The sequence below is a fragment of the Kitasatospora sp. NPDC088346 genome (assembly GCF_044740765.1).
GTDB lineage: Bacteria > Actinomycetota > Actinomycetes > Streptomycetales > Streptomycetaceae > Kitasatospora.
In genome coordinates, this window is sequence record NZ_JBIURH010000022.1 from 1 (window position 1) to 18,398 (window position 18,398).

Here is an 18,398-nt window from a genome sequence, read left to right on the forward strand (position 1 = left end):
CCTGGCACCTCACCCCCGCCAGCGCATAACCAGAAGGGGCCGCCCGGCCCGCAGCCAGACAGCCCCTCAGCAAGATCTTCACGAGCCTTCTAGCCCAATGCCGCTGATTTAGGAGCTCTGTGGCGTTTGGAGTGGGCCTTGGTCGGTGCGACCAGGTGCACGGTCGGTGCGGGTGACCGGGACGGGTTGTGGTGTTCGGCTCGTTTGAGCGCCCAGTTGGATATCTTGCGTTCGATGACGGGGGGTGGATCTCAACCGCCTTGGGGCAGGAGTCGTTCGGTGATCTCACGCATGCTCCGGGTGGTGGCCCTGGTGAGTCCGGAGGGGGGAAAGCGCCGCCTGCCCGGTGACGTGACGGCGGACGATGCGAAGACAGTGCCCTCGCTGCCGAGGGTGTACTCGATGGCCCGCACCGTTCCGGATCAGCACGCCGATGGTGGTCCCGCGCGGCGAAGATTTCCGACAGGTAGGAGCCGGGGACGGCCCGCCCCGGGTGCTGCACCACGCGGTCGACGCCGGCTTGGGCGTTGCTGCGTTCACGCGCTGGTACTGGGCTCGCCAAGTGCTGGTTGGGGGCTGAAGTTGTCGTCGATGAAGATCTCCCAGCAGATCCGCGCCGAACACGGCGAGGGCTCCACGGCCGTCGACCAGGCCGAGGCGGTCGTAGCCGGCATGAAGGCTGAGTCCGAGGAGTGCGCGGCCCACGGCAACCGGGTCCACCTCCCGCAGGCCGACTGAGGCTTGGCCTGTGAGACAGCGTGGCTCTGGGAGGAGGAGAGGGCCTTCCCAGAGCCCCGCTTCAGCACTCGACCGCCCTACCACCGGCTTCCGGCCCGCGGAACGGTCCACGTTCTGACCCGGCCCGGCCTGGCCGCCGTCGCGGCGTGCGTGATCAGTTGCCGAGGATCTCGCGGATGAGGCCCAGTTTGGCCTCGGCGGAGAGTCCCTGGGGGCGGCCGACCAGCAGACCGTTCAGGACGGACGGGACGTCGCAGGAGTCGGGGGCCTGGACGACACCGATGATCTGGCACCGCAGGCCGCCGTCCCGGGCGTACACCCACAACTCCTGGTTCTTGTGAGGCTCGTCGTTCTGCTTCGGTGACAACCGCCAGGCCGGGAACCAGCCGAGCCCGTCGGCGGTCAGGCTCTCCGCGACCTCCGCCAGGACGTGTCTGCCGAGGCGCCCGTAACCGAGCTCCTGGCGCAGCTCGCCCAGCGACGTCCTGATCAGGCCGCCCGCTGCGCGGCAGCGTTCGGCCACCGTGCCGGTGCCGCCGTCCCAGGGAGCGCTCGGCATGTCACCACGCAGATTCGTCAGGGTGTTCATGTCCGGCCCAACGAAACGAACTGCAAAAACGATGCGGCAGTTCCCCGGCTCGGACGTATGCGGCGATTCATGGGTATTCCACCATCGTGCACGATCAATGTGGGATTGCCCGCGCTCGGCGAGTGGTCGGCGCCACGCCGGGGCCGGATGGGTGAAAGAGCAGGAATTCTGCCGCGACACCACTCATTTGGATTCTTAATAAGCATCCGATCCTATGGTGCCATTGGCATGTAAGCGGTTGGGTGACGATCCATCACAAGCCTGGTGAGCAGCTGCTACGCGACCTCTCCTCGGGGCGAATGCCGAGAGGCGCCGGCGTGGTCGCCAGGGCAAGGAGTCCGATCGGAACCCACCCACAGCCACTCGGAATCCCCGCGGATCGCCGAGTCCCACAGCGGCACGAAAGGTCCTGTCCCATGGCAGTGGATGTCACCCTGTCCGCCCCTCCCGACAGCGGGCGTAGACGCACCCGGTTCAAGGAAGCCCTCTACCTCGTGCCAGGACTGGCGTTACTGGCGACGACGACGCTGATCTCGCAGCCCGCCCACGCGGCGCAGGCCCCGGTGACCCTGGGGACCGACACCAGCTACGCGGTCCTCGGTGGTTCGACGGTCACCAACACGGGCCCCAGCGTCATCAACGGCGACCTGGGCCTCAGCCCCGGTTCGTCGGTGACGGGCTTCCCGCCCGGGATCCTCAACGGGGTGCAGCACGTCGCCGACGCCCAGGCCCTCCAGGCCCAGTCCGACCTGGTCATCGCCTACAACGACGCCGCCGGCCGGGCACCCACCGCGCTCGTCTCCGGTGACCTCGTCGGGCTGACCCTGACGTCCGGTGTCTACAAGTCCACGTCGTCGCTGGCGCTCAACGGCACCGTGACGCTCGATGCCCAGGGCGACCCCAGCGCCGTCTTCATCTTCCAGATCGCCTCCACCCTGATCACGGGCTCGGCGAGCAACGTCAGCCTCATCAACGGCGCGCAGGCCTGCAACGTGTTCTGGCAGGTGGGGAGTTCGGCCACCATCGGGACCAACTCCTTCTTCAAGGGCAACATCCTTGCGCTCACGTCGATCGCGGCGCAGACCGGCACCGTGATCGAGGGCCGTGCCCTGGCCCGCAACGGCGCGGTCACCCTGGACACCAACACCATCACCCGGGCCGCCTGCACCGTCGGTCCGCCCGGACCGAGCGGACCTCCCGGACCGAGCGGTCCCCCCGGACCGACGGGTTCCCCCGGCCCTAGCGGCCCGGCGGGTGCTCCCGGCGCTCCCGGCGCTCCCGGTGCTCCCGGCGCTCCCGGCGCTCCCGGTGCTCCCGGCGCCCCTGGTGCTCCCGGCGTTCCCGGCGCCCCTGGCGTTCCCGGTGCCCCCGGCGCTTCCGGTGCCCCCGGTGCCCCCGGTGCCCCCGGTGCCCCCGGCGCCCCCGGCGCTTCTGGTGCTCCTGGTGCCCCCGGCTCCCCCGGTGCCCCCGGTGCTCCCGGTGCTCCCGGTGCTCCCGGTGCTCCCGGCTCCCCCGGTGCTCCTGGCGCTTCCGGTGTGCCTGGCGCTCCTGGTGCTCCCGGCGCTCCCGGTGCTCCCGGCGCTCCCGGCGCGCCCGGCTCCCCCGGCGCCCCGGGTCCCTCCGGTCCTGCCGGTCCCGCCGGTCCTGCTGGTCCTGCTGGTCCTGCCGGTCCCGCCGGCCCTGCCGGGCCGGGTGGCGGTCACGGCGGCGGCGGTCACGAGGGTGGCGGTCACGGCGGTGGCGGTCACGAGGGTGGCGGTTACGGCGGTGGCGGTCACGAGGGTGGCGGTTACGGCGGTGGCGGTCACGAGGGCGGCGACCACGGCGGAGACGATCACGGGAAGGGCGACCAGGGGCAGGGCGACCACGGTCAGCCGACGAAGAGCCCCTCGCAGGGTGTTCCGTCCGGCAGACCCTCGGGTGCCCCGCCGTCGAAGGGCGGTGCCCACGGTCTTGCGGAGACGGGAGACAGCCCGGTCACCGGTATCGCGGCCATGGCCGCGATCCTGTTCGCCGCAGGTGGTTCACTCCTCGTCATCATGGTGAGAAGGAACAGCGGTGGTGGATTCGGCCGCCGGCACTAGCCGAGGGCCCGTGGCCTGATCGCCGTGCGCGGTCGCACCGGCGATCCTGAGGACGAGGTAGGGGCGCGGAAGCGTCCGGCCTCCGTCAGGTGCGGCTGCCGCGTCCGTGATCGGCGGCGGCAGCCTCGATCGGGCCGACGAGGGCGCTCGTGCGCAGACCCTGAGCCTCCGGACCACTGGTCCGGAGGCTCAGGGCTTCGCTGAGCCGGGACCGCCCCCGCGGCGCCGCGCATGCGCCGAGGGATCCGAGCCGGCCCGGGCTACTCCGGAGTACCCTGGGAAGTACCGAAGGCACTTCGCATGCCGGCACCCGACACTGGCGTCGTCTCCGGCGAGAGGCTAGACCGGAGCCGGGTTCGACCGGTTTCGGAGTCAGGTCGTCCATCATGACTGTGACCTTCGAACGCGCAATCGCTCCGCCGCCTCCGGGACGGCCCGTGCGGCTGTCGCTGACGCCCGACGGCGTGCGCCCCGGCCGCCTGGACGGCGCCTGGTGGCCCCGTTCGCGCGACCTTCTCAGCGAGATCCCCTCCCTGGTGGCGGAACTGGACCAGCGCTGGGGCCGCGTCACCCGGATCACGGTGAACCCCGCGCAGTGGCCGGAGATCCCCCGGCGGGTCCCGGTCGAGGGGCACACCGTCCACGTCGGCTGGTTCACCACGGAGCAGGACGAACACACGATCATGGTGTGCTCGTACGCACCGCCCCTCCTGGAACTGCTGGTCGTACCGCCGGCGACGGACGCGCTCGACGCCGCTCGCCTGATGGCGGAAGCGGCCGACCCGGCCGGCTCCCGGACCGCGAGCGCGTTGCTCGGGGGCGGGAAGGACAGGGCTTCGGAGCGGGAGGTCCGCGCCGACTTCCTGCCCTCCGCCGCCGCGCCCGCCGCGGGGCCGAGTGCGGCCGACCGTCGCGCGGGCGTGGCCCGGACACGTGCCGAGACGTGGCCCGCGCCCGTGTAGGCGTCGCTCCTGACCTGCTCGGGCGCGGCGCCCGAGCGCCCGTCACTCGCGGGACCACTCCGTTTCGGCGTGGGGCTCGCCGACGGCCAGGTGTCCCTCCCAGGTCCGCACCCTGATCGCCCGGGGGCCCGGAGCCGGTGTGGAGAGCGTGCGCACGAACACGTCCCGCAGGTGGTTGGCCGCCTTCTGGGGCGGTCCGTCGTAGTCCAGGGGGTTCGGGACGGGAGCGTCGCGCCGCTCGGACCAGTTGCCGTCGTCGTCCTGGGTGTCGAGTGTCCACCGGTACTGCCGCATCCCGGACTCCTTCGCCGACGGGCCCCGCCTCCAGGACACGACCGTACGAGCCCGGCGTCCCGGCGGCGACCGGTGGCCCGGCGGGTGCGGTCGTCGCCCCGGTGGGACGATGGGAGACGCTCACCGACGTCGGAGGTTGCTGATGTTCGAAGCGGCTGACATCCGGGAATGGCGCGGTCACGACGTGGTCGACGTCGACGGCCACAAGATCGGCACGCTGGAGGCCGTGTACGTCGACACCGCGACCGACCTGCCCTCGTTCGCCACCGTCACGGTCGGGCTGCCCACGCGCCGCCGGCTGGTGTTCGTCCCGCTCGCGGACGCTCTGGTGGGGCCGGGCTACCTGCGGGTCGCCCGTTCCAAGAACCAGGTCAAGAACGCGCCGGCGATCGAGACCGACGGCGAGCTGCCGGCCGAGGACGAGCCGGCGGTCTTCGCCCACTACGAGCTGGAGTACGCCCAGGGCGGGGGCGGCGAGCGCCGCCTGGCGCGGCGCTAGGGCCCGGGCGGCGCGGGACGGGAAGGAGACCCCGAGATGGTGCTGGTGCTGTTCCTGATCATCGTGGCGATCGTCCTCGGCCTGATCGGCGTTGTCGCGGACGGGCTGCTCTACCTGTTGTTCATCGGCATCGGTGTCCTGGTGATCGCGCTGGTCCTGGCCGGTGGTCGGTTCCGGAGCGGAGGGCGGAGCCCCGGACGCTGAGCCGGCCGGCGCGCGGGCCGGTCTGCGGTCAGGTTGACCGCCGGGCGGACCGGGCATCCCCTTCCTGAGTCGGGTCCGACCCGGGGGGAAGCCATGGATGTCGGTGCGGTCGCGCACGCCGTCTGGGTCGTTCTGCTGCCGGTGATGCTGCTCGTCTCGCTGCTGCGGTTCCTGTTCGTGCGGGGGATCAGGATGGGGCCGCTGCTGGCCCTGCTGCTGTGGAGCGGGGCAGCGCTGTGGCAGGGCCACGGCTCCGGGCCGGGCTGGTTCGTTCCGGCGGCGTACGGGGTGCTCGGGCTGGCGCTGCTGGAGATCCTGGTCGTGCTGGTCAAGGTGGTCCGGGTACGGGTGGTGACCCCGGACGGGCTCCGGCACCTGGTGGCCGCGGCGCAGGAGTCGACCGGGCGGGTGGTGATGATGCTGGCGGTGGTGCCGAACGGGAACCTCCTGGTCGAGGAGGTGCCGCCGGGGACGGGGTCGCGGAGCGTGCGGCTCACCGAGGGGTGCCCGCTCTGCTTCGTCGAGGGGGTGGCGTCCGAGCTGGTCGGTGACGGGGGCCCGGTGGTCGAGGAGTACCGGGCCCGGCTCTCGCACGGGGTCAACCAGTTGCTCTTCCTGCGCAGACCGGCGCCCGGGGCGCCGTGGGAGTACCGGTTGGACGACGCCGCGGGGCGGCACGCCGTCCACCGCAGCCCCGGCTGCCCGCAGCACGGCGGCCGGGCGTTCTGACCTGCTCGGCTCCCGGGCCGGAGCCGTTCAGACCTCGTCGGGGCCGGTGAAGTCGGGTGAGGTGTAGCCCGGGCCGGTGAACTCGGCGGGCCGCGGCCGCCGGCCCTGCGGGTCGGTGACGCCCTCGACACCGGGGCTGGAGAATCCGGGGCTGGAGTAGCGGGCGCTGCTGTAGCCGGGGCTGAGCAGTTCGGGCGGGACGGGCCGGCCGCCGGGCTGCGGGGAGAGCGCGGGTTCGGAGTCGAGGTTGGCGAGCAGGTAGGGGATGACGGCGCGCTCGCGCAGGGCGGTGTGCCAGACGCGGCGGGCCTCGGCCAGATCGGCGTGCAGCTGCGGGTCCTGGCCTGCCGGGGTGGACGCACCGTCCCGACGGGCCGTCAGCAGCAGGCCGGCGCCGCCGATCAGCAGCGCGGCCAGCGCGATGACGACGGCGACCCAGCCGGCCGTCACCAGGGTGTGGCCCAGGGCCAGGTCGGAGTAGGTGGCCCGGACCGAGTAGCCGAGCAGCAGCAGGATGACACCGCCGCCCCCGGCCAGCAGGGGTGCGAGCGTGGTGAGCACCGGGAACAGCCCGGCGCCCTCCCCGAGCGCGGGGTTCGGGCCGGCGGGTGCGCCCGCCCCGGTCCCGGCGGTCGCGCCCGGCCCGGTTCCGGCCCGGTCCCGGCCCGGGACGGCGAGGGCCTCGCGCAGGTCGACGTAGTGCCGGTACTCGGCGGCCGCCGCGGAGGCGATCTCGGCCGCCGCGAGCACGGCCTTGGTGTGCAGCTGCTCGGCGTTGAGGTGCGGGCCGGGCGCGCGCAGGGCTTGGAGGACGGATCCGTCGCGCAGTGCTTCGTCGAGGATCCGGAGGAAGTCCGGACGGTCCTCGGCGAGCAGGTGCGGGGCGTTGCTCATGGGTACCCCGTTCCGCTGGAGTCACGGAGGTGGATGGTCCGCGCGGGCCTGCCGCGCCGGGCCGCCGGGGCGGGAACCGGTGCCGGCGGCCGGGCGAGGGGCCTCACGTGGTGCCTCGATGGTAGGGGGCGGCGAGCCGGCGCTGACAGTAGGTTTCCGGATTTTCAGTACCGTCAGCAGCTCGGCAGCGCAGGAGAGTTGTTCAGTTGTGGCACACCGGAGCGGACATCCTGTCAGTTCAGCGGCAGTCGTGCCACCAGCAGCCGGCCTTCCATGGTGACCCCGCCGTCCATCGCGATGGCCAGCTCGTCGGCGTAGATGTACGGCCCCGGCACGTGCGGCGGCGCGTCGTCGGCCTGGTCCACCCCGGTCAGGTACGGGATCGGGCTGTGACCGTGCACGACCCGGTAGCCCCCGTAGGCGTCGAGCAGTTCGTGGACGGCGAGCGGGCCGGACTGCCCGCGGAAGGCGAACCGCTTGGTGAACTTGCGGAAGCAGTCCCACCACTCGTCGATGCCCTCGTCCGCGAGCACCACGTGGACGGCGTCGTTGACCTCGGCGATCGACTGGCCGTACTCCAGGTACGCGGTGGTGTCGGAGTGCAGCAGCAGGTGGCCGTCCTCGATGGCGATCGCGGGAAGCCGGGAGAGCCAGCTGATGTGGTGCTGCTCCAGCCGCTCCAGGTCGTGCTGCTGACCGCCGTTGAGCCGCCAGGCGGCGAGGAAGGACGCGGTGCCGGCGGTGGACTGCACGGGCTCGTCGCCGTAGCGGGCGGCGCCCAGGAAGAGCAGTTCGTGGTTGCCCATCAGGGCCCGGCAGTAGCCCCCGGCGGCGGCGGCCTCGGCGGCCAGCTGCATCACCAGGTTGATCACGCCGATGCCGTCCGGGCCGCGGTCGGTGAAGTCGCCGAGGAACCAGACCCGGGAGCGGCCGGCGGCCCAGTGGCCGTCGTCGTCGATCAGCCCCTGCTGGTGCAGCGCGGCGAGCAGCTCGTCCAGGTAGCCGTGCACGTCGCCGATCACGTACAGCGGGCCGGGGGCCTCGCCGGGCTCGGGCTGCGGGTACGGGAAGTGGACCTCGGGGACGGCGTCCGGGACGGGCGGGCCGAGCTCGATGGTCGGCGGGTCCTCGGACTGCGGCGCGGCGGGTGCGGCCTCGGGCGCGGCGCTGTACTCGGGCGCGGTGGCGTACTCGGGCGCCGCGCTGTACTCGGGCGCGTATCCGCCCTCGTACGGGCCCATCGGCGCGTAGTGGCCGGGCACCGGTCCGACGGCCACGGCCTGCTGCTCCCCGGCGAGCTGACCGGGGGTCGGCCAGTGCTGCTCCAGGTAGCGCGCGCCGCCGAATCCGCTGTAGGTCTGCTCGAACGGGTGGCCGGCCGGTGGTTCGGCGGGCTCGTAGTAGGAGCCGTACGGGAGCACGTCGAGGTCCTGCTGGCGGTGGGGGCCTGAGTCGGGCAGTTCAGGCCCGGGGAAGCGGTCCTCGGGTGTCATTCGCCCATCATAGGAAGACCACTCTCCCGGCGTCCTCACCTGGTCGGTATCCAATTCGTCCGAACGTCCTCCGGGCGGTCCCGACTGCCCGGTCCGCCCCCTTCTGTAGTGGTCCGGACCACGTGGCCGGACCGGCCCGGATCACCGGCCGGATACGGAGCACCGGCCCGCCGCAGACCCTCCGCCGCGAGCCGCCGTACCCGGCCGGGCGGCCGTCACACCTCGCCGGAAGGGCGGGGCGGGCTGACGGTGGTCCGCGGGCTGCGGCGCTCCGAGGACGCCCTGACGATCAGCTCGGTGGGCATCAGGGTGCCCGGTGGCGGGCCCGTCCCGGCGGTGCGGAACCGGGGCGGGAAGAGCCGCCCGCTGTCCGAACCGGTGCCCGAGTCGACTCCCTCGATCGCGTCGATGAGCAGGTTGACCACGGTGGTGCCGATCCGCCGGGGTTTGAGCGAGAGGGTGGTGATCGGCGGTTCGGTGCCCGCGTACACGTCGCTCTCGCTGCAGCACACCAGCAGCAGGTCGTCCGGCACCCGCAGGCCGTACCGGCGGGCGGCGGCGAGCAGGTCGGTGCCGTTCGGGTCGAACAGGCCGTACACCGCGTCCGGACGGTCCGGACGGGCCAGCAGCCGGTCGGCGGCGAGCGCGCCGGCGGCGGGGTCGTGGGCGGGGTAGGCCTCGTAGACGGGTTCCTGGCCGACCTGGTGGCACCAGCCGAGGTAGGCGTCGGTGGAGAGCCGGGTGTAGGTGTCGGTGCTGGTGCCGGTGAGCAGGCCGATCCGGCGGGCGCCGGCCTCGGAGAGGTGGTCGAGGATGCCGAGCACGGCGGCCTCGTGGTCGTTGTCCACCCAGGCGGTCACCGGGCAGTTGCCCGGCTTGCCGTCGCTGACCACCGGCACGCCGGACCGGTAGAGCTCGCTGACCAGCGGGTCCTGGTCGGGCGGGTCGATCACCACGGTGCCGTCGAGGGCGATGTTGCTCCAGACGTCGTGGCGGGAGGAGGCGGGCAGGACCACCAGGGCGTAGCCGCGGCTGAGGGCGGCGCTGGTGGCGGCGCGGGCCATCTCGGCGAAGTAGGCGAATTCGGTGAAGGTGAAGGGCTCCTCGCCGTAGGTGGTGACGGTCAGTCCGATCAGGCCGGACCGGCCGGTGCGCAGGGTCCGGGCGGCGGCGGAGGGTCGGTATCCGAGGCGCTCGGCGACCTCGCGCACCCGGCTTCTGGTCTCGTCGGGCAGGCGGCCCTTACCGTTCAGGGCGTCGGAGACCGTGGTGATCGACACTCCGGCGGCTGCCGCCACGTCCCGGATGCCGGCCCGCTCCAGACGCCGCGAGGCGGTGGGTCGCCGACCGCTCTGGTTGGCTGCTGCTGTCATGGCGGACCGATCGTATGGCTCGTGACGCCACTGCGTGACCGGTTCACTACTCATTGATGAAGATACGTTTCTTCCTGAGTGCGCCCGAACAGCCCCCTTCGATACCTCTCCAGATCCGGCCGTCTTACCTCTGACATGTGCCATTGGAACCCGGCAGAATGGCTGATCTGCACCCGTAACCCGAACGAGCATCTCACCCCTACGGGTGAGCGCGGTGGGTATCGTTCAGGGCACCCGACCGGGGTGGTGCGGGTGCGTACCGAGGACTGCGTGTGTCGGCGATCCCGTACGCACGCGATCTGATGGCCGCAGCCTGGCGGCTGGAGAGAACGGAGACGACCGTGAGCGGAACGGCAGCGCAGGGTCCTCGGCTGAGGCCGAGCCTGGACGGCATCCCCACCTACAGGCCCGGCAAGCCGGCCGGCGCCGACGCGTACAAGCTGTCCTCCAACGAGAACCCCTACCCGCCGCTGGCCGGCGTGCTGGAGGCCGCCGTCGCCGCGGCCGGGTCGCTCAACCGCTACCCGGACATGGCCGTCACCGGCCTCACCGAGGAGCTCTCCCGCCGCTTCGACGTCCCGGCCGAGCACATCGCCACCGGCACCGGCTCGGTCAGCGTCGCGCAGTCCCTGGTCCTCTCCACGGCCGGCCCCGGCGACGAGGTGATCTTCGCCTGGCGCTCCTTCGAGGCCTACCCGATCATCACCCAGGTGGCCGGTGCCACCCCCGTGCCGGTGCCGCTCACCGCGACCGAGGAGCACGACCTCGACGCGATGCTCGCGGCGATCACCGACCGGACCCGGCTGATCTTCGTCTGCAACCCCAACAACCCCACCGGCACCGCCATCCGCCGCGACGAGCTGGTGCGCTTCCTGGACGCCGTGCCCACCGGGATCCTGGTGGTGCTCGACGAGGCCTACATCGAGTTCATCCGCGACGAGCGGGTGCCCAACGGCCTCGACCTCTACCGCGACCGCCCCAACGTCTGCGTGCTGCGCACCTTCTCCAAGGCGTACGGCCTGGCGGGGCTGCGGGTCGGCTTCGCCGTCGCGCACGAGCCGGTGGCGACCGCGCTGCGCAAGACCGCGGTGCCGTTCGGCGTCAGCCAGATCGCCCAGGACGCGGCCGTCGCCTCGCTGCGGGCCGAGGACGAGCTGCTGGAGCGGGTCGAGGCGCTGGTCGCCGAGCGCACCCGGGTGGTGGCCGCGCTGACCGCCCAGGGCTGGACGCTCGCCGACTCGCAGGCCAACTTCGTCTGGCTGCGCCTGGGCGACCGCGCGCTGGACTTCGCCGCGGCCTGCGGCGCCGCGGGTGTCGTGGTGCGCCCCTTCCAGGGGGACGGCGTGCGGATCACCATCGGCGAGGTGGCCGGCAACGACATCTTCCTGGCGGCGGCGGAGGCCTTCCGCGAGGAGCTGTAGGCGGTCGGCGGGGGCGGGGGCCGACGGCGGCGCCCGCCCCTTCGCGTCCCCGCGGCCCGGCGCGCCCGCACGATGTGAGGAGCCGACCGGGAACCGCTGGGAGTTCGCTGGGAGCTCGGCCAACCCCTGGTCTGCTTCCGGTAGGGCGCAGCCCCCGAGGGCCGCATATCTGGCGGTTTTCCCGACTTCCCGTGGTCAGGAAGCTCCCAGCCCGGGTCCAGGATCCCGAAAGGGCGCGGGGCGAAGCTGTGCGGCATGAAGGTCCTCCCGCGACGGCGTGGTGCCGTCCTCCTCAACTCCGCGCTTGCGGTGGCCCTGTTGGGCGGGGCCGCGCTGGCGTACACCACCCTGGACAGCGGCACCAGTTCGGCCGCGGGCAAGACCGGGGTGCGCACCGCGACGGTGGCCAAGGGCACGGTCCTGGCCACCGTGTCCGGTTCCGGCACCCTGGCCTCGCCCTCCGACTCCGGCCTCGACTTCACCACCGGCGGCAAGGTCACGTCGATCAAGGTGGCCGTCGGTGACACGGTGAAGGCGGGCCAGGTGCTCGCCACCGTCGACACCACGGCCGCCCAGCAACAGGTGAACGCGGCCACCTCGGCGCTCACCACCGCCCAGGCCAACCTGACCAAGGCCGAGGCCGGCGAGACCGTGACGACCACCAAGCAGCTGCCGTCCCAGAGCTCCTCGGGCGCCGGACGCTCCGGCGGCGCCAGCAGCGGCCAGGGGCAGTCCGGCGCCGCCGCGACCCCCGCGCCGCAGACCACCACGGTGACCACCACCAAGGTGGACCAGGCCCAGGTGGCGCAGGCCCAGCAGCAGGTCGACACCGCCGAGACCACCCTGAGCAACGCCCGGGCGGCCCTGGCCGGCACCACGCTCACCGCCGCCGGCGACGGCACGGTGGCCTCGATCGGCGCCCGGGTCGGCGACACCGTCTCCGGCTCCGGCGGGTCGGGCTCCACCGGCAACTCCGGCGGCGGCTCCTCCACCGGCAGCTCCACCAAGTCGAGCACCTCCACCGGCACCGCCCCGAGCGGCTTCATCGTGCTCACCAACCCGACCGGGATGCAGGTCACCGCGGCCTTCTCCGAGCTGGACTCGCTGAAGCTGAAGAAGGGCCAGGCGGCCACCGTCACGCTGAACGCCCAGTCCGACACCAAGCTCACCGCGACCGTCCTGTCGGTGAGTTCGCTGCCGAACGCGTCCAGCGGCTCGTCCGGCGCGGTCCAGTACGGCGCGACGCTGCAGATCAGCGGTGACACCAGCAAGCTGCGGACCGGCCTGAGCGCGACCATCTCGGTGGTCACCGGCGAGGCGGACAACGCCCTCTCGGTGCCGACCGCCGCGCTGGCCGGCACCGGCACCGGCCGGACGGCGACCGTGGTGCACCAGGACGGCAGCACCGAGCGGGTCACCGTGACCGTCGGCGTCGAGGGTGACGCCACCGTGCAGGTGGTGGACGGCCTCGCCGAGGGCGACCAGGTCGAGCTGACCAGCACCACGGCCGGCACCGGCAACGGGTTCCCGAGCGGCCGGTTCCCCGGCGCCGGTGGCGCGGGCGGGGTGGGCACCGGCGGTTTCGGCGGTACGGGCGGTGGCGCGGGCGGTGCCGGCGGTGCTCGGACCGGCGGCGGCGGAGGCCGCGGCTGATGACCGAGCAGCAGCCCCCGGTGATCCAGATCCGCCGGGTGATCAAGTCGTACGGCCACGGCGACGCCGTCGTGCACGCCCTGCGCGGCCCGTCCGGGCCGGGCGGGGAGCCGCTGGGCGTCAGCCTCGACATCGAGCAGGGCGACTTCGTCGCGGTGATGGGCAGTTCGGGCTCGGGCAAGTCGACCCTGATGAACATCCTCGGCTGCCTCGACGTGCCGACCTCGGGCCGCTACCTGCTGGACGGCATCGACGTCGGGCACCTGGACGAGGGCCAACTGTCGCTGGTCCGCAACCGGAAGATCGGATTCGTCTTCCAGTCCTTCAACCTGGTGCCGCGGACGACGGCGCTCGCGCAGGTGGAACTGCCGCTCGCCTACGCGGGCGTGCGCGCCGCCGAACGCCGGCGCCGGGCGCTCGCCGCGCTCTCCCTGGTCGGCCTGGCCGAGCGGGCCGGGCACAAGCCCAACCAGCTCTCCGGCGGTCAGCAGCAGCGCGTGGCGGTGGCCCGTGCGCTGGTCACCGCGCCCGCGATGCTGCTGGCCGACGAGCCCACCGGAAACCTCGACAGCCACTCCACCGAGGAGGTGCTGTCGATCATCGACGGTCTGAACGCCGCCGGCCGGACGGTGGTGCTGATCACCCACGAGGACGAGGTCGCCCGGCACGCCAAGCGGGTCGTCCGGCTGGTGGACGGCGCGATCGTCGGCGACGTCCGGCAGGCGAAGGTGGCCGGCCCGCCGCCGGCGCTCGGCGTGGGGGTGGGCGGGTGATGCTCTGGCAGATGCTCCGGTTCGCCCTGGGCGGGCTGGCGGCCAACAAGGTGCGCTCGGCGCTCACCATGCTCGGGGTGCTGATCGGCGTCGCATCGGTGATCATCCTGCTGGCGGTCGGCAACGGCTCCTCGGTCGCCGTCAAGGACTCCATCACCGCGCTCGGCACCAACTCCCTGACGGTCTCCGCCAGCGGCGCCCGGGGCGCCGCCACCGCCGCCAAGAAGCTCACCGTGGAGGACGCCAAGGCGCTCGCCACGGCCACCGACGCCCCGGCCATCAAGTCGGTCGCCCCGGTGGTCACGGCGACCGCCACCGCGCTGTACGGCAACGTCTCGTACCAGCCCGGCTCGATCGTCGGCACCTACCCGGCGTACTTCGAGACGGCCAACCAGAAGGTCGCGCACGGCGACTACTTCTCCAACGACGACGTGCTCGGCTCCCGCAAGGTGGCCGTGATCGGCTCGACCACGGCCAAGCAGCTGTTCGACACCGAGGACCCGGTGGGCAAGCGGATCACCGTCGGCTCGACCCCGTTCACCGTGGTCGGGGTGCTGCAGACCAAGGGCAGCACCGGCTTCAACGACCCGGACGACGTGGTGATCGCCCCGCTGCCGACCGTGCAGAACGCCTTCACCGGCTTCGGATCGGTCAACCAGATCCTGGTGCAGGCGGCCTCGGCCGAGCAGACCACCGAGGCGCAGAACGACGTCAGCCGGATCCTGCTCGGCACGCACGCGATCGCCGACCCGGCCAAGGCCGACTTCCGGATCAGCAGCCAGGCCTCCCTGCTCACCGCCCGGGAGAGCACCACCCAGACCTTCACCGTGCTGCTCGGCGCGGTCGCGGCGATCTCGCTGCTGGTCGGTGGGATCGGGATCACCAACATCATGCTGGTGACGGTCACCGAGCGGACCAAGGAGATCGGCATCCGCAAGGCGCTCGGCGCACCCCGCGCGGTCGTCCTCGGCCAGTTCCTGATGGAATCGACGCTGCTCTCGGTGCTCGGTGCCGGCCTCGGGGTGCTCGCCGGGCTGTTCGGCTCGCACTTCAGCATCGTCGGCATCAAGCCGGTGGTGATCCCCGAGTCGGTGCTCGGCGCCTTCGCGATCGCGGTGGCGATCGGCCTGTTCTTCGGCAGCTACCCGGCCAACCGGGCGGCCCGGCTGCGCCCGATCGACGCCCTGCGTCACGAGTGAACCCCCAGACGGATCAGGAGAGTTGACCCACCATGTCGAGTGAGCACGAGAACCCGGCCGAGCTGCTGGCCACCGCGCCGGACGCCCGCGACGTCACCGCCGAACTGGCCGCCCCGCCGCGTCGCAGGCTGCCCTGGCCGACCCTGGTCCTGGCCGGCTGCGTGATAGCCACGCTGTCCTTCGCCGGCGGTGTCTGGTACCAGAAGGAAAACGGGCCGGCCCGCTCCGGCCAGCGCGCGGCCGCCGGCGGCCCCGGGCAGAACGGCCAGCCCGGCGGACGCCGCGGCGGCGGCCAGAACGGGCAGTACCCGGGCCAGGGCGGCCAGGGCGGCAACGGGCAGGGCGGCAACGGCCAGAACGGCGGCCAGGGCGGAAACGGCCAGGGCGGGGGCTTCACCCGGGGCACCGTGAAGCAGGTGGACGGCACCACGGTCTACCTGACCGACGCGGCCGGCAACACCGTCAAGGTCACCACCGGCGACGCCACCAAGGTCACGGTCAACAAGGAGGGCAAGGTCGCGGACCTCCAGCCCGGCCAGACCGTCACCGTGGTCGGCAGCAAGGCGGCCGACGGCGGCTTCACGGCCACCCAGCTGACCGAGGGCGCGGCCGGCGGCTTCCCGGGCGGCTTCGGCGGCCGCGGCGGCGCGGCCGGTGGTGGTACGGGCGCGGCTCCGGGAACCAACAACTGAGCCCGGGACACGCTGCGGAGTTGGCCAGAACGGTTCCCGCGGAGGTTTAATCCAACCTTCATCAACCGCGCATAGCCTCCCCGGGCTATCGTCCGATGAGCAACCATCGACCGACCGGGAGGCGGATCACCGTGTCAGGGACAGCACAGCCGGCCGGCGGCCCGGTCGCGGGCACGACCTCGGGTGAGGCGTTTCTGCTGGTCGTGGACGACGAGCCGAACATCCGGGAGCTGCTCTCGGCCTCGCTGCGGTTCTCCGGATTCCGGGTCGCCTCGGCCGCCACCGGCGAGGAGGCGATCGCCGCCGTCGCGGCCGAGCGCCCCGACCTGGTGGTGCTCGACGTCATGCTGCCCGATCTGGACGGCTTCGCGGTCGTCCAGCGGCTGCGCGAGCAGACCCAGTGGCCGCAGGGCGGCGAGCACGTCCCGGTGCTGTTCCTCACGGCCAAGGACGGCACCGGCGACAAGGTCCAGGGCCTGGCGGTCGGCGCGGACGACTACGTCACCAAGCCGTTCAGCCTGGAGGAGCTGATCGCCCGGATCCGGGCCATCCTGCGGCGGGCCGGCGGCCCGGCCGAGGACGGCCGGCTGGTGGTCTCCGACCTCACCCTCGACCCGCTGGCGCACGAGGTGACCAGGGGCGGCGTGCCGGTCTCGCTCTCGCCGACCGAGTTCAAGCTGCTGCACTACCTGATGGCCAACGTCGGCCGGGTGGTCTCCAAGGCGCAGATCCTCGACCACGTGTGGGCGTACGACTTCGGCGGCGACCTCTCCATCGTCGAGTCGTACATCTCCTACCTGCGCCGCAAGCTCGACTCCGGCACCGCCGCGCACGGCCCCAAGCTGATCCACACCGTCCGTGGCATCGGCTACGCCCTGCGCCGCCCGCCCCAGGGCTGACGCCGAGGTGCGCGCCGTCGCCCGGCTCTCGCTCCGCGCCCGGCTGCTGGTGCTGGCCCTGCTGCTGGTGACCACCGGGCTGGTGGTGAGCGACACCCTGGTCCTCGGGGCGGTCAAGGTCCAGCTGGTGGACCGGGCCGACCAGCAGCTGGAACGGTTCGCCCAGCCGCTCACCCACCGGTCCCCCGGCCGGACGAACGGCCCGCTGAGCGGCCTGCCCGGCGCGCCGACGGGGCCGCGGTCCGGGCCGAGGCTCGGGCAGGGCGACGGCACCGGAGCGGGCGGCCGGCGGCCGGGGCCCTTCCTGCCGAGCCAGTACGTGGTCCAGTACCTCGGTGCGGACGGCGCGGTGCAGGAGGTCTTCCGGCAGCCGATCGACGACTCCGACCCGCTGCCGAAGGTCGCCCGGCTGACCCCGGCGGCGATCTCGGCGCACGGCGGCGACGGCTTCACGGTGCCGGGGGAGCAGGGCACGGGCAGCTGGCGGGTGCTCGTCCTGCCGCTGCAGCGGGGCGCGGGCGGCGGCGGGCCGGGTGGTGGCGGCCCGGGCGGCGGCTCGGGCGGCGGCTCGGGCGGCGGCCTGGGCACCGGTGGCGGTGGCGGTCAGGGCGGTGGTGCGGCGGCCGACAGCGCCGACTTCTCCGCTCCCGGCTACCTGATGGTCGCCGTCTCGCTGGACGACGTGGACGCGGTGCTGGCCCGGCTGCGGACGACCTTCCTGACCATCGGCGGCGCGGTCCTGCTGGGGATCGCCGGCCTCGGCGCCTTCGCCGTCCGGGCCGGGCTGCGCCCGCTGCGGCAGATCGAACGCGGCGCGCAGCGGATCGCCGCCGGCGAGCTCTCGCACCGGATGCCCGACCTGGGGCAGCGGACCGAGATCGGCCGGCTGTCGGCGGCGCTGAACGGGATGCTCAGCCAGATCGAGGCCGCGTTCTCCGCGCAGGCCGCCTCCGAGGCACGGATGCGGCGCTTCGTGGCGGACGCCTCGCACGAACTGCGCACCCCGCTGGCCGGCATCCGGGGCTTCGCCGAACTGCACCGGATGGGCGCCCTGCGGGACGTGGACCGGGCGATGGACCGGATCGAGACCGAGGCGATCCGGCTCGGCGGCCTGGTCGAGGACCTGCTCACGCTGGCCCGGCTGGACGAGGAACGTCCGCTCGACCTGGCGCCGATGGACCTGCGGACCCTGGCCGCCGACGCGCTGCACGACCTGACGGCGCTCGACCCCGGCCGTCCGGTCGCGCTCACCGGCCCGGACGGCGCCGGTGCGCCGCAGCCCGCGCCGGTGCTCGGCGACGAGGCCAGGCTCCGTCAGGTGGTCTCCAACCTGGTCGGCAACGCGGTGCGGCACACCCCGGCCGGCACCGCCGTCCGGATCGGTGTCGGCACCGCCGACGGCCGGTGCCTGCTGGAGGTCGTCGACCAGGGCCCCGGGCTGACGGACGGTCAGGCGGCCCAGGTGTTCGAACGGTTCTACCGGGTCGACGCGTCCCGCAGCCGGCTCGAAGGCGGCGGCGCCGGGCTCGGCCTCGCCATCGCCTCGGCGCTGGTGCACGCGCACGGCGGCGCGCTCACCCTCGACTCGGCGCCCGGCCGGGGCGCGTCCTTCCGGGTCCAGCTGCCGCACCAGCGCTGAGGGGTGCGCTGCAGCGCGACCGGGGCCACGTACCCGGCGATCCGTACCGCGCGCCGGTGGTCTGCTCTGCGCGCCGGGGAGGCGCGGCGCGGGCGCTGTCAAGGTGCAGAACGGCAGGGGGCGCGGCCCGGGCTCCCGTCCGCGGCCGGTTGCCCGGCCCCCGGCCTGGCCGGATGATCGGTCCGACCGGTGCGGTCGTCGGACACCCACCCCCCTGTTCGAGCGCGGATAAGCATGCTGGATACTGAGCTTGTGAACGTGTT

The 18,398-nt window shown here is 73.1% G+C and carries 18 protein-coding genes; 13 read left to right on the forward strand and 5 right to left on the reverse strand.

Annotated features, from left to right (window positions below; translation table 11 throughout):
• Positions 1-591 precede the first annotated feature (591 nt).
• The gene (locus ACIOFR_RS25075; protein WP_401000989.1) at positions 592-738 is read left to right on the forward strand and encodes a thiamine biosynthesis protein ThiC; all 147 of its coding nucleotides are present in this window, start codon (positions 592-594) and stop codon (positions 736-738) included.
• A gap of 154 nt (positions 739-892) precedes the next feature.
• Here ACIOFR_RS25075 and ACIOFR_RS25080 read toward each other — a convergent pair whose 3' ends face one another.
• Positions 893-1,327 (reverse strand): hypothetical protein, encoded by a 435-nt coding sequence (locus tag ACIOFR_RS25080; protein WP_401000991.1) that lies wholly within the window; start codon positions 1,325-1,327, stop codon positions 893-895.
• 416 nt (positions 1,328-1,743) lie between these two features.
• Here ACIOFR_RS25080 and ACIOFR_RS25085 point away from each other — a divergent pair, with 416 nt between their 5' ends.
• Positions 1,744-3,411, forward strand: a complete 1,668-nt coding sequence (locus ACIOFR_RS25085) for an ice-binding family protein (RefSeq protein WP_401000994.1) — start codon at positions 1,744-1,746, stop codon at positions 3,409-3,411.
• Positions 3,412-3,848: 437 nt separating this feature from the next.
• Positions 3,849-4,373 (forward strand): DUF5994 family protein, encoded by a 525-nt coding sequence (locus ACIOFR_RS25090; protein ID WP_401000997.1) that lies wholly within the window; start codon positions 3,849-3,851, stop codon positions 4,371-4,373.
• Between the two features lie 42 nt (positions 4,374-4,415).
• Here the strand turns inward: ACIOFR_RS25090 and ACIOFR_RS25095 are convergent, their stop codons facing one another.
• Entirely contained in the window at positions 4,416-4,667 is a 252-nt protein-coding gene (locus tag ACIOFR_RS25095) for a hypothetical protein (RefSeq protein ID WP_401001000.1), read from the reverse strand.
• A 142-nt stretch (positions 4,668-4,809) separates the two neighbouring features.
• Between ACIOFR_RS25095 and ACIOFR_RS25100 the strand changes: the two genes are divergently transcribed.
• The 3 genes from ACIOFR_RS25100 (at position 4,810) to ACIOFR_RS25110 (ending at position 6,099) form a co-directional block, all read left to right on the forward strand.
• Positions 4,810-5,166, forward strand: coding sequence for a PRC-barrel domain-containing protein (locus tag ACIOFR_RS25100; RefSeq protein WP_401001003.1), 357 nt, complete (start codon positions 4,810-4,812; stop codon positions 5,164-5,166).
• Between the two features lie 36 nt (positions 5,167-5,202).
• Positions 5,203-5,370 carry a hypothetical protein gene (locus ACIOFR_RS25105; protein WP_401001005.1) on the forward strand — a complete coding sequence of 56 codons (168 nt, stop codon included), beginning with the start codon at positions 5,203-5,205 and terminating at the stop codon, positions 5,368-5,370.
• Between the two features lie 93 nt (positions 5,371-5,463).
• Positions 5,464-6,099 (forward strand): hypothetical protein, encoded by a 636-nt coding sequence (locus tag ACIOFR_RS25110; RefSeq protein WP_401001007.1) that lies wholly within the window; start codon positions 5,464-5,466, stop codon positions 6,097-6,099.
• Between the two features lie 27 nt (positions 6,100-6,126).
• Here the strand turns inward: ACIOFR_RS25110 and ACIOFR_RS25115 are convergent, their stop codons facing one another.
• The 3 genes from ACIOFR_RS25115 to ACIOFR_RS25125 all read right to left on the reverse strand — a co-directional run bounded on the left by ACIOFR_RS25115 (position 6,127) and on the right by ACIOFR_RS25125 (position 9,859).
• Positions 6,127-6,993 carry a hypothetical protein gene (locus ACIOFR_RS25115; RefSeq protein ID WP_401001009.1) on the reverse strand — a complete coding sequence of 289 codons (867 nt, stop codon included), beginning with the start codon at positions 6,991-6,993 and terminating at the stop codon, positions 6,127-6,129.
• A gap of 233 nt (positions 6,994-7,226) precedes the next feature.
• Positions 7,227-8,234, reverse strand: a complete 1,008-nt coding sequence (locus ACIOFR_RS25120) for a metallophosphoesterase (protein WP_401001209.1) — start codon at positions 8,232-8,234, stop codon at positions 7,227-7,229.
• Between the two features lie 467 nt (positions 8,235-8,701).
• Positions 8,702-9,859 (reverse strand): LacI family DNA-binding transcriptional regulator, encoded by a 1,158-nt coding sequence (locus tag ACIOFR_RS25125; protein WP_401001012.1) that lies wholly within the window; start codon positions 9,857-9,859, stop codon positions 8,702-8,704.
• Positions 9,860-10,161: 302 nt separating this feature from the next.
• Here ACIOFR_RS25125 and hisC point away from each other — a divergent pair, with 302 nt between their 5' ends.
• The 7 genes from hisC to ACIOFR_RS25160 all read left to right on the forward strand — a co-directional run bounded on the left by hisC (position 10,162) and on the right by ACIOFR_RS25160 (position 18,135).
• Positions 10,162-11,280, forward strand: coding sequence for a histidinol-phosphate transaminase (gene hisC, locus ACIOFR_RS25130; RefSeq protein ID WP_401001210.1), 1,119 nt, complete (start codon positions 10,162-10,164; stop codon positions 11,278-11,280).
• Positions 11,281-11,535: 255 nt separating this feature from the next.
• Positions 11,536-12,933, forward strand: a complete 1,398-nt coding sequence (locus tag ACIOFR_RS25135) for an efflux RND transporter periplasmic adaptor subunit (RefSeq protein ID WP_401001015.1) — start codon at positions 11,536-11,538, stop codon at positions 12,931-12,933.
• Positions 12,933-13,706, forward strand: coding sequence for an ABC transporter ATP-binding protein (locus tag ACIOFR_RS25140; RefSeq protein ID WP_401001018.1), 774 nt, complete (start codon positions 12,933-12,935; stop codon positions 13,704-13,706). The genes ACIOFR_RS25135 and ACIOFR_RS25140 overlap by 1 nt, the downstream gene beginning before the upstream one ends.
• A gap of 11 nt (positions 13,707-13,717) precedes the next feature.
• Positions 13,718-14,905 carry an ABC transporter permease gene (locus tag ACIOFR_RS25145; protein ID WP_401001021.1) on the forward strand — a complete coding sequence of 396 codons (1,188 nt, stop codon included), beginning with the start codon at positions 13,718-13,720 and terminating at the stop codon, positions 14,903-14,905.
• A 32-nt stretch (positions 14,906-14,937) separates the two neighbouring features.
• Entirely contained in the window at positions 14,938-15,597 is a 660-nt protein-coding gene (locus ACIOFR_RS25150) for a hypothetical protein (protein ID WP_401001024.1), read from the forward strand.
• A 95-nt stretch (positions 15,598-15,692) separates the two neighbouring features.
• Positions 15,693-16,496: a response regulator transcription factor gene (locus ACIOFR_RS25155; RefSeq protein ID WP_401001027.1), complete on the forward strand. Its 804-nt coding sequence runs from the start codon at positions 15,693-15,695 to the stop codon at positions 16,494-16,496.
• Positions 16,456-18,135, forward strand: a complete 1,680-nt coding sequence (locus tag ACIOFR_RS25160) for a sensor histidine kinase (RefSeq protein ID WP_401001030.1) — start codon at positions 16,456-16,458, stop codon at positions 18,133-18,135. The genes ACIOFR_RS25155 and ACIOFR_RS25160 overlap by 41 nt, the downstream gene beginning before the upstream one ends.
• The last annotated feature ends 263 nt before the right edge of the window (positions 18,136-18,398 follow it).

Coding starts and splice junctions, on each gene's coding strand:
- ACIOFR_RS25075 (WP_401000989.1), top strand. CDS start 592: ATGAAGATCTCCCAGCAGATCCGCGCCGAACACGGCGAGGGCTCCACG.
- ACIOFR_RS25080 (WP_401000991.1), bottom strand. CDS start 1,327: ATGAACACCCTGACGAATCTGCGTGGTGACATGCCGAGCGCTCCCTGG.
- ACIOFR_RS25085 (WP_401000994.1), top strand. CDS start 1,744: ATGGCAGTGGATGTCACCCTGTCCGCCCCTCCCGACAGCGGGCGTAGA.
- ACIOFR_RS25095 (WP_401001000.1), bottom strand. CDS start 4,667: ATGCGGCAGTACCGGTGGACACTCGACACCCAGGACGACGACGGCAAC.
- ACIOFR_RS25100 (WP_401001003.1), top strand. CDS start 4,810: ATGTTCGAAGCGGCTGACATCCGGGAATGGCGCGGTCACGACGTGGTC.
- ACIOFR_RS25105 (WP_401001005.1), top strand. CDS start 5,203: ATGGTGCTGGTGCTGTTCCTGATCATCGTGGCGATCGTCCTCGGCCTG.
- ACIOFR_RS25110 (WP_401001007.1), top strand. CDS start 5,464: ATGGATGTCGGTGCGGTCGCGCACGCCGTCTGGGTCGTTCTGCTGCCG.
- ACIOFR_RS25115 (WP_401001009.1), bottom strand. CDS start 6,993: ATGAGCAACGCCCCGCACCTGCTCGCCGAGGACCGTCCGGACTTCCTC.
- ACIOFR_RS25120 (WP_401001209.1), bottom strand. CDS start 8,234: ATGGGCCCGTACGAGGGCGGATACGCGCCCGAGTACAGCGCGGCGCCC.
- ACIOFR_RS25125 (WP_401001012.1), bottom strand. CDS start 9,859: ATGACAGCAGCAGCCAACCAGAGCGGTCGGCGACCCACCGCCTCGCGG.
- hisC (WP_401001210.1), top strand. CDS start 10,162: ATGGCCGCAGCCTGGCGGCTGGAGAGAACGGAGACGACCGTGAGCGGA.
- ACIOFR_RS25135 (WP_401001015.1), top strand. CDS start 11,536: ATGAAGGTCCTCCCGCGACGGCGTGGTGCCGTCCTCCTCAACTCCGCG.
- ACIOFR_RS25140 (WP_401001018.1), top strand. CDS start 12,933: ATGACCGAGCAGCAGCCCCCGGTGATCCAGATCCGCCGGGTGATCAAG.
- ACIOFR_RS25145 (WP_401001021.1), top strand. CDS start 13,718: ATGCTCCGGTTCGCCCTGGGCGGGCTGGCGGCCAACAAGGTGCGCTCG.
- ACIOFR_RS25150 (WP_401001024.1), top strand. CDS start 14,938: ATGTCGAGTGAGCACGAGAACCCGGCCGAGCTGCTGGCCACCGCGCCG.
- ACIOFR_RS25155 (WP_401001027.1), top strand. CDS start 15,693: ATGAGCAACCATCGACCGACCGGGAGGCGGATCACCGTGTCAGGGACA.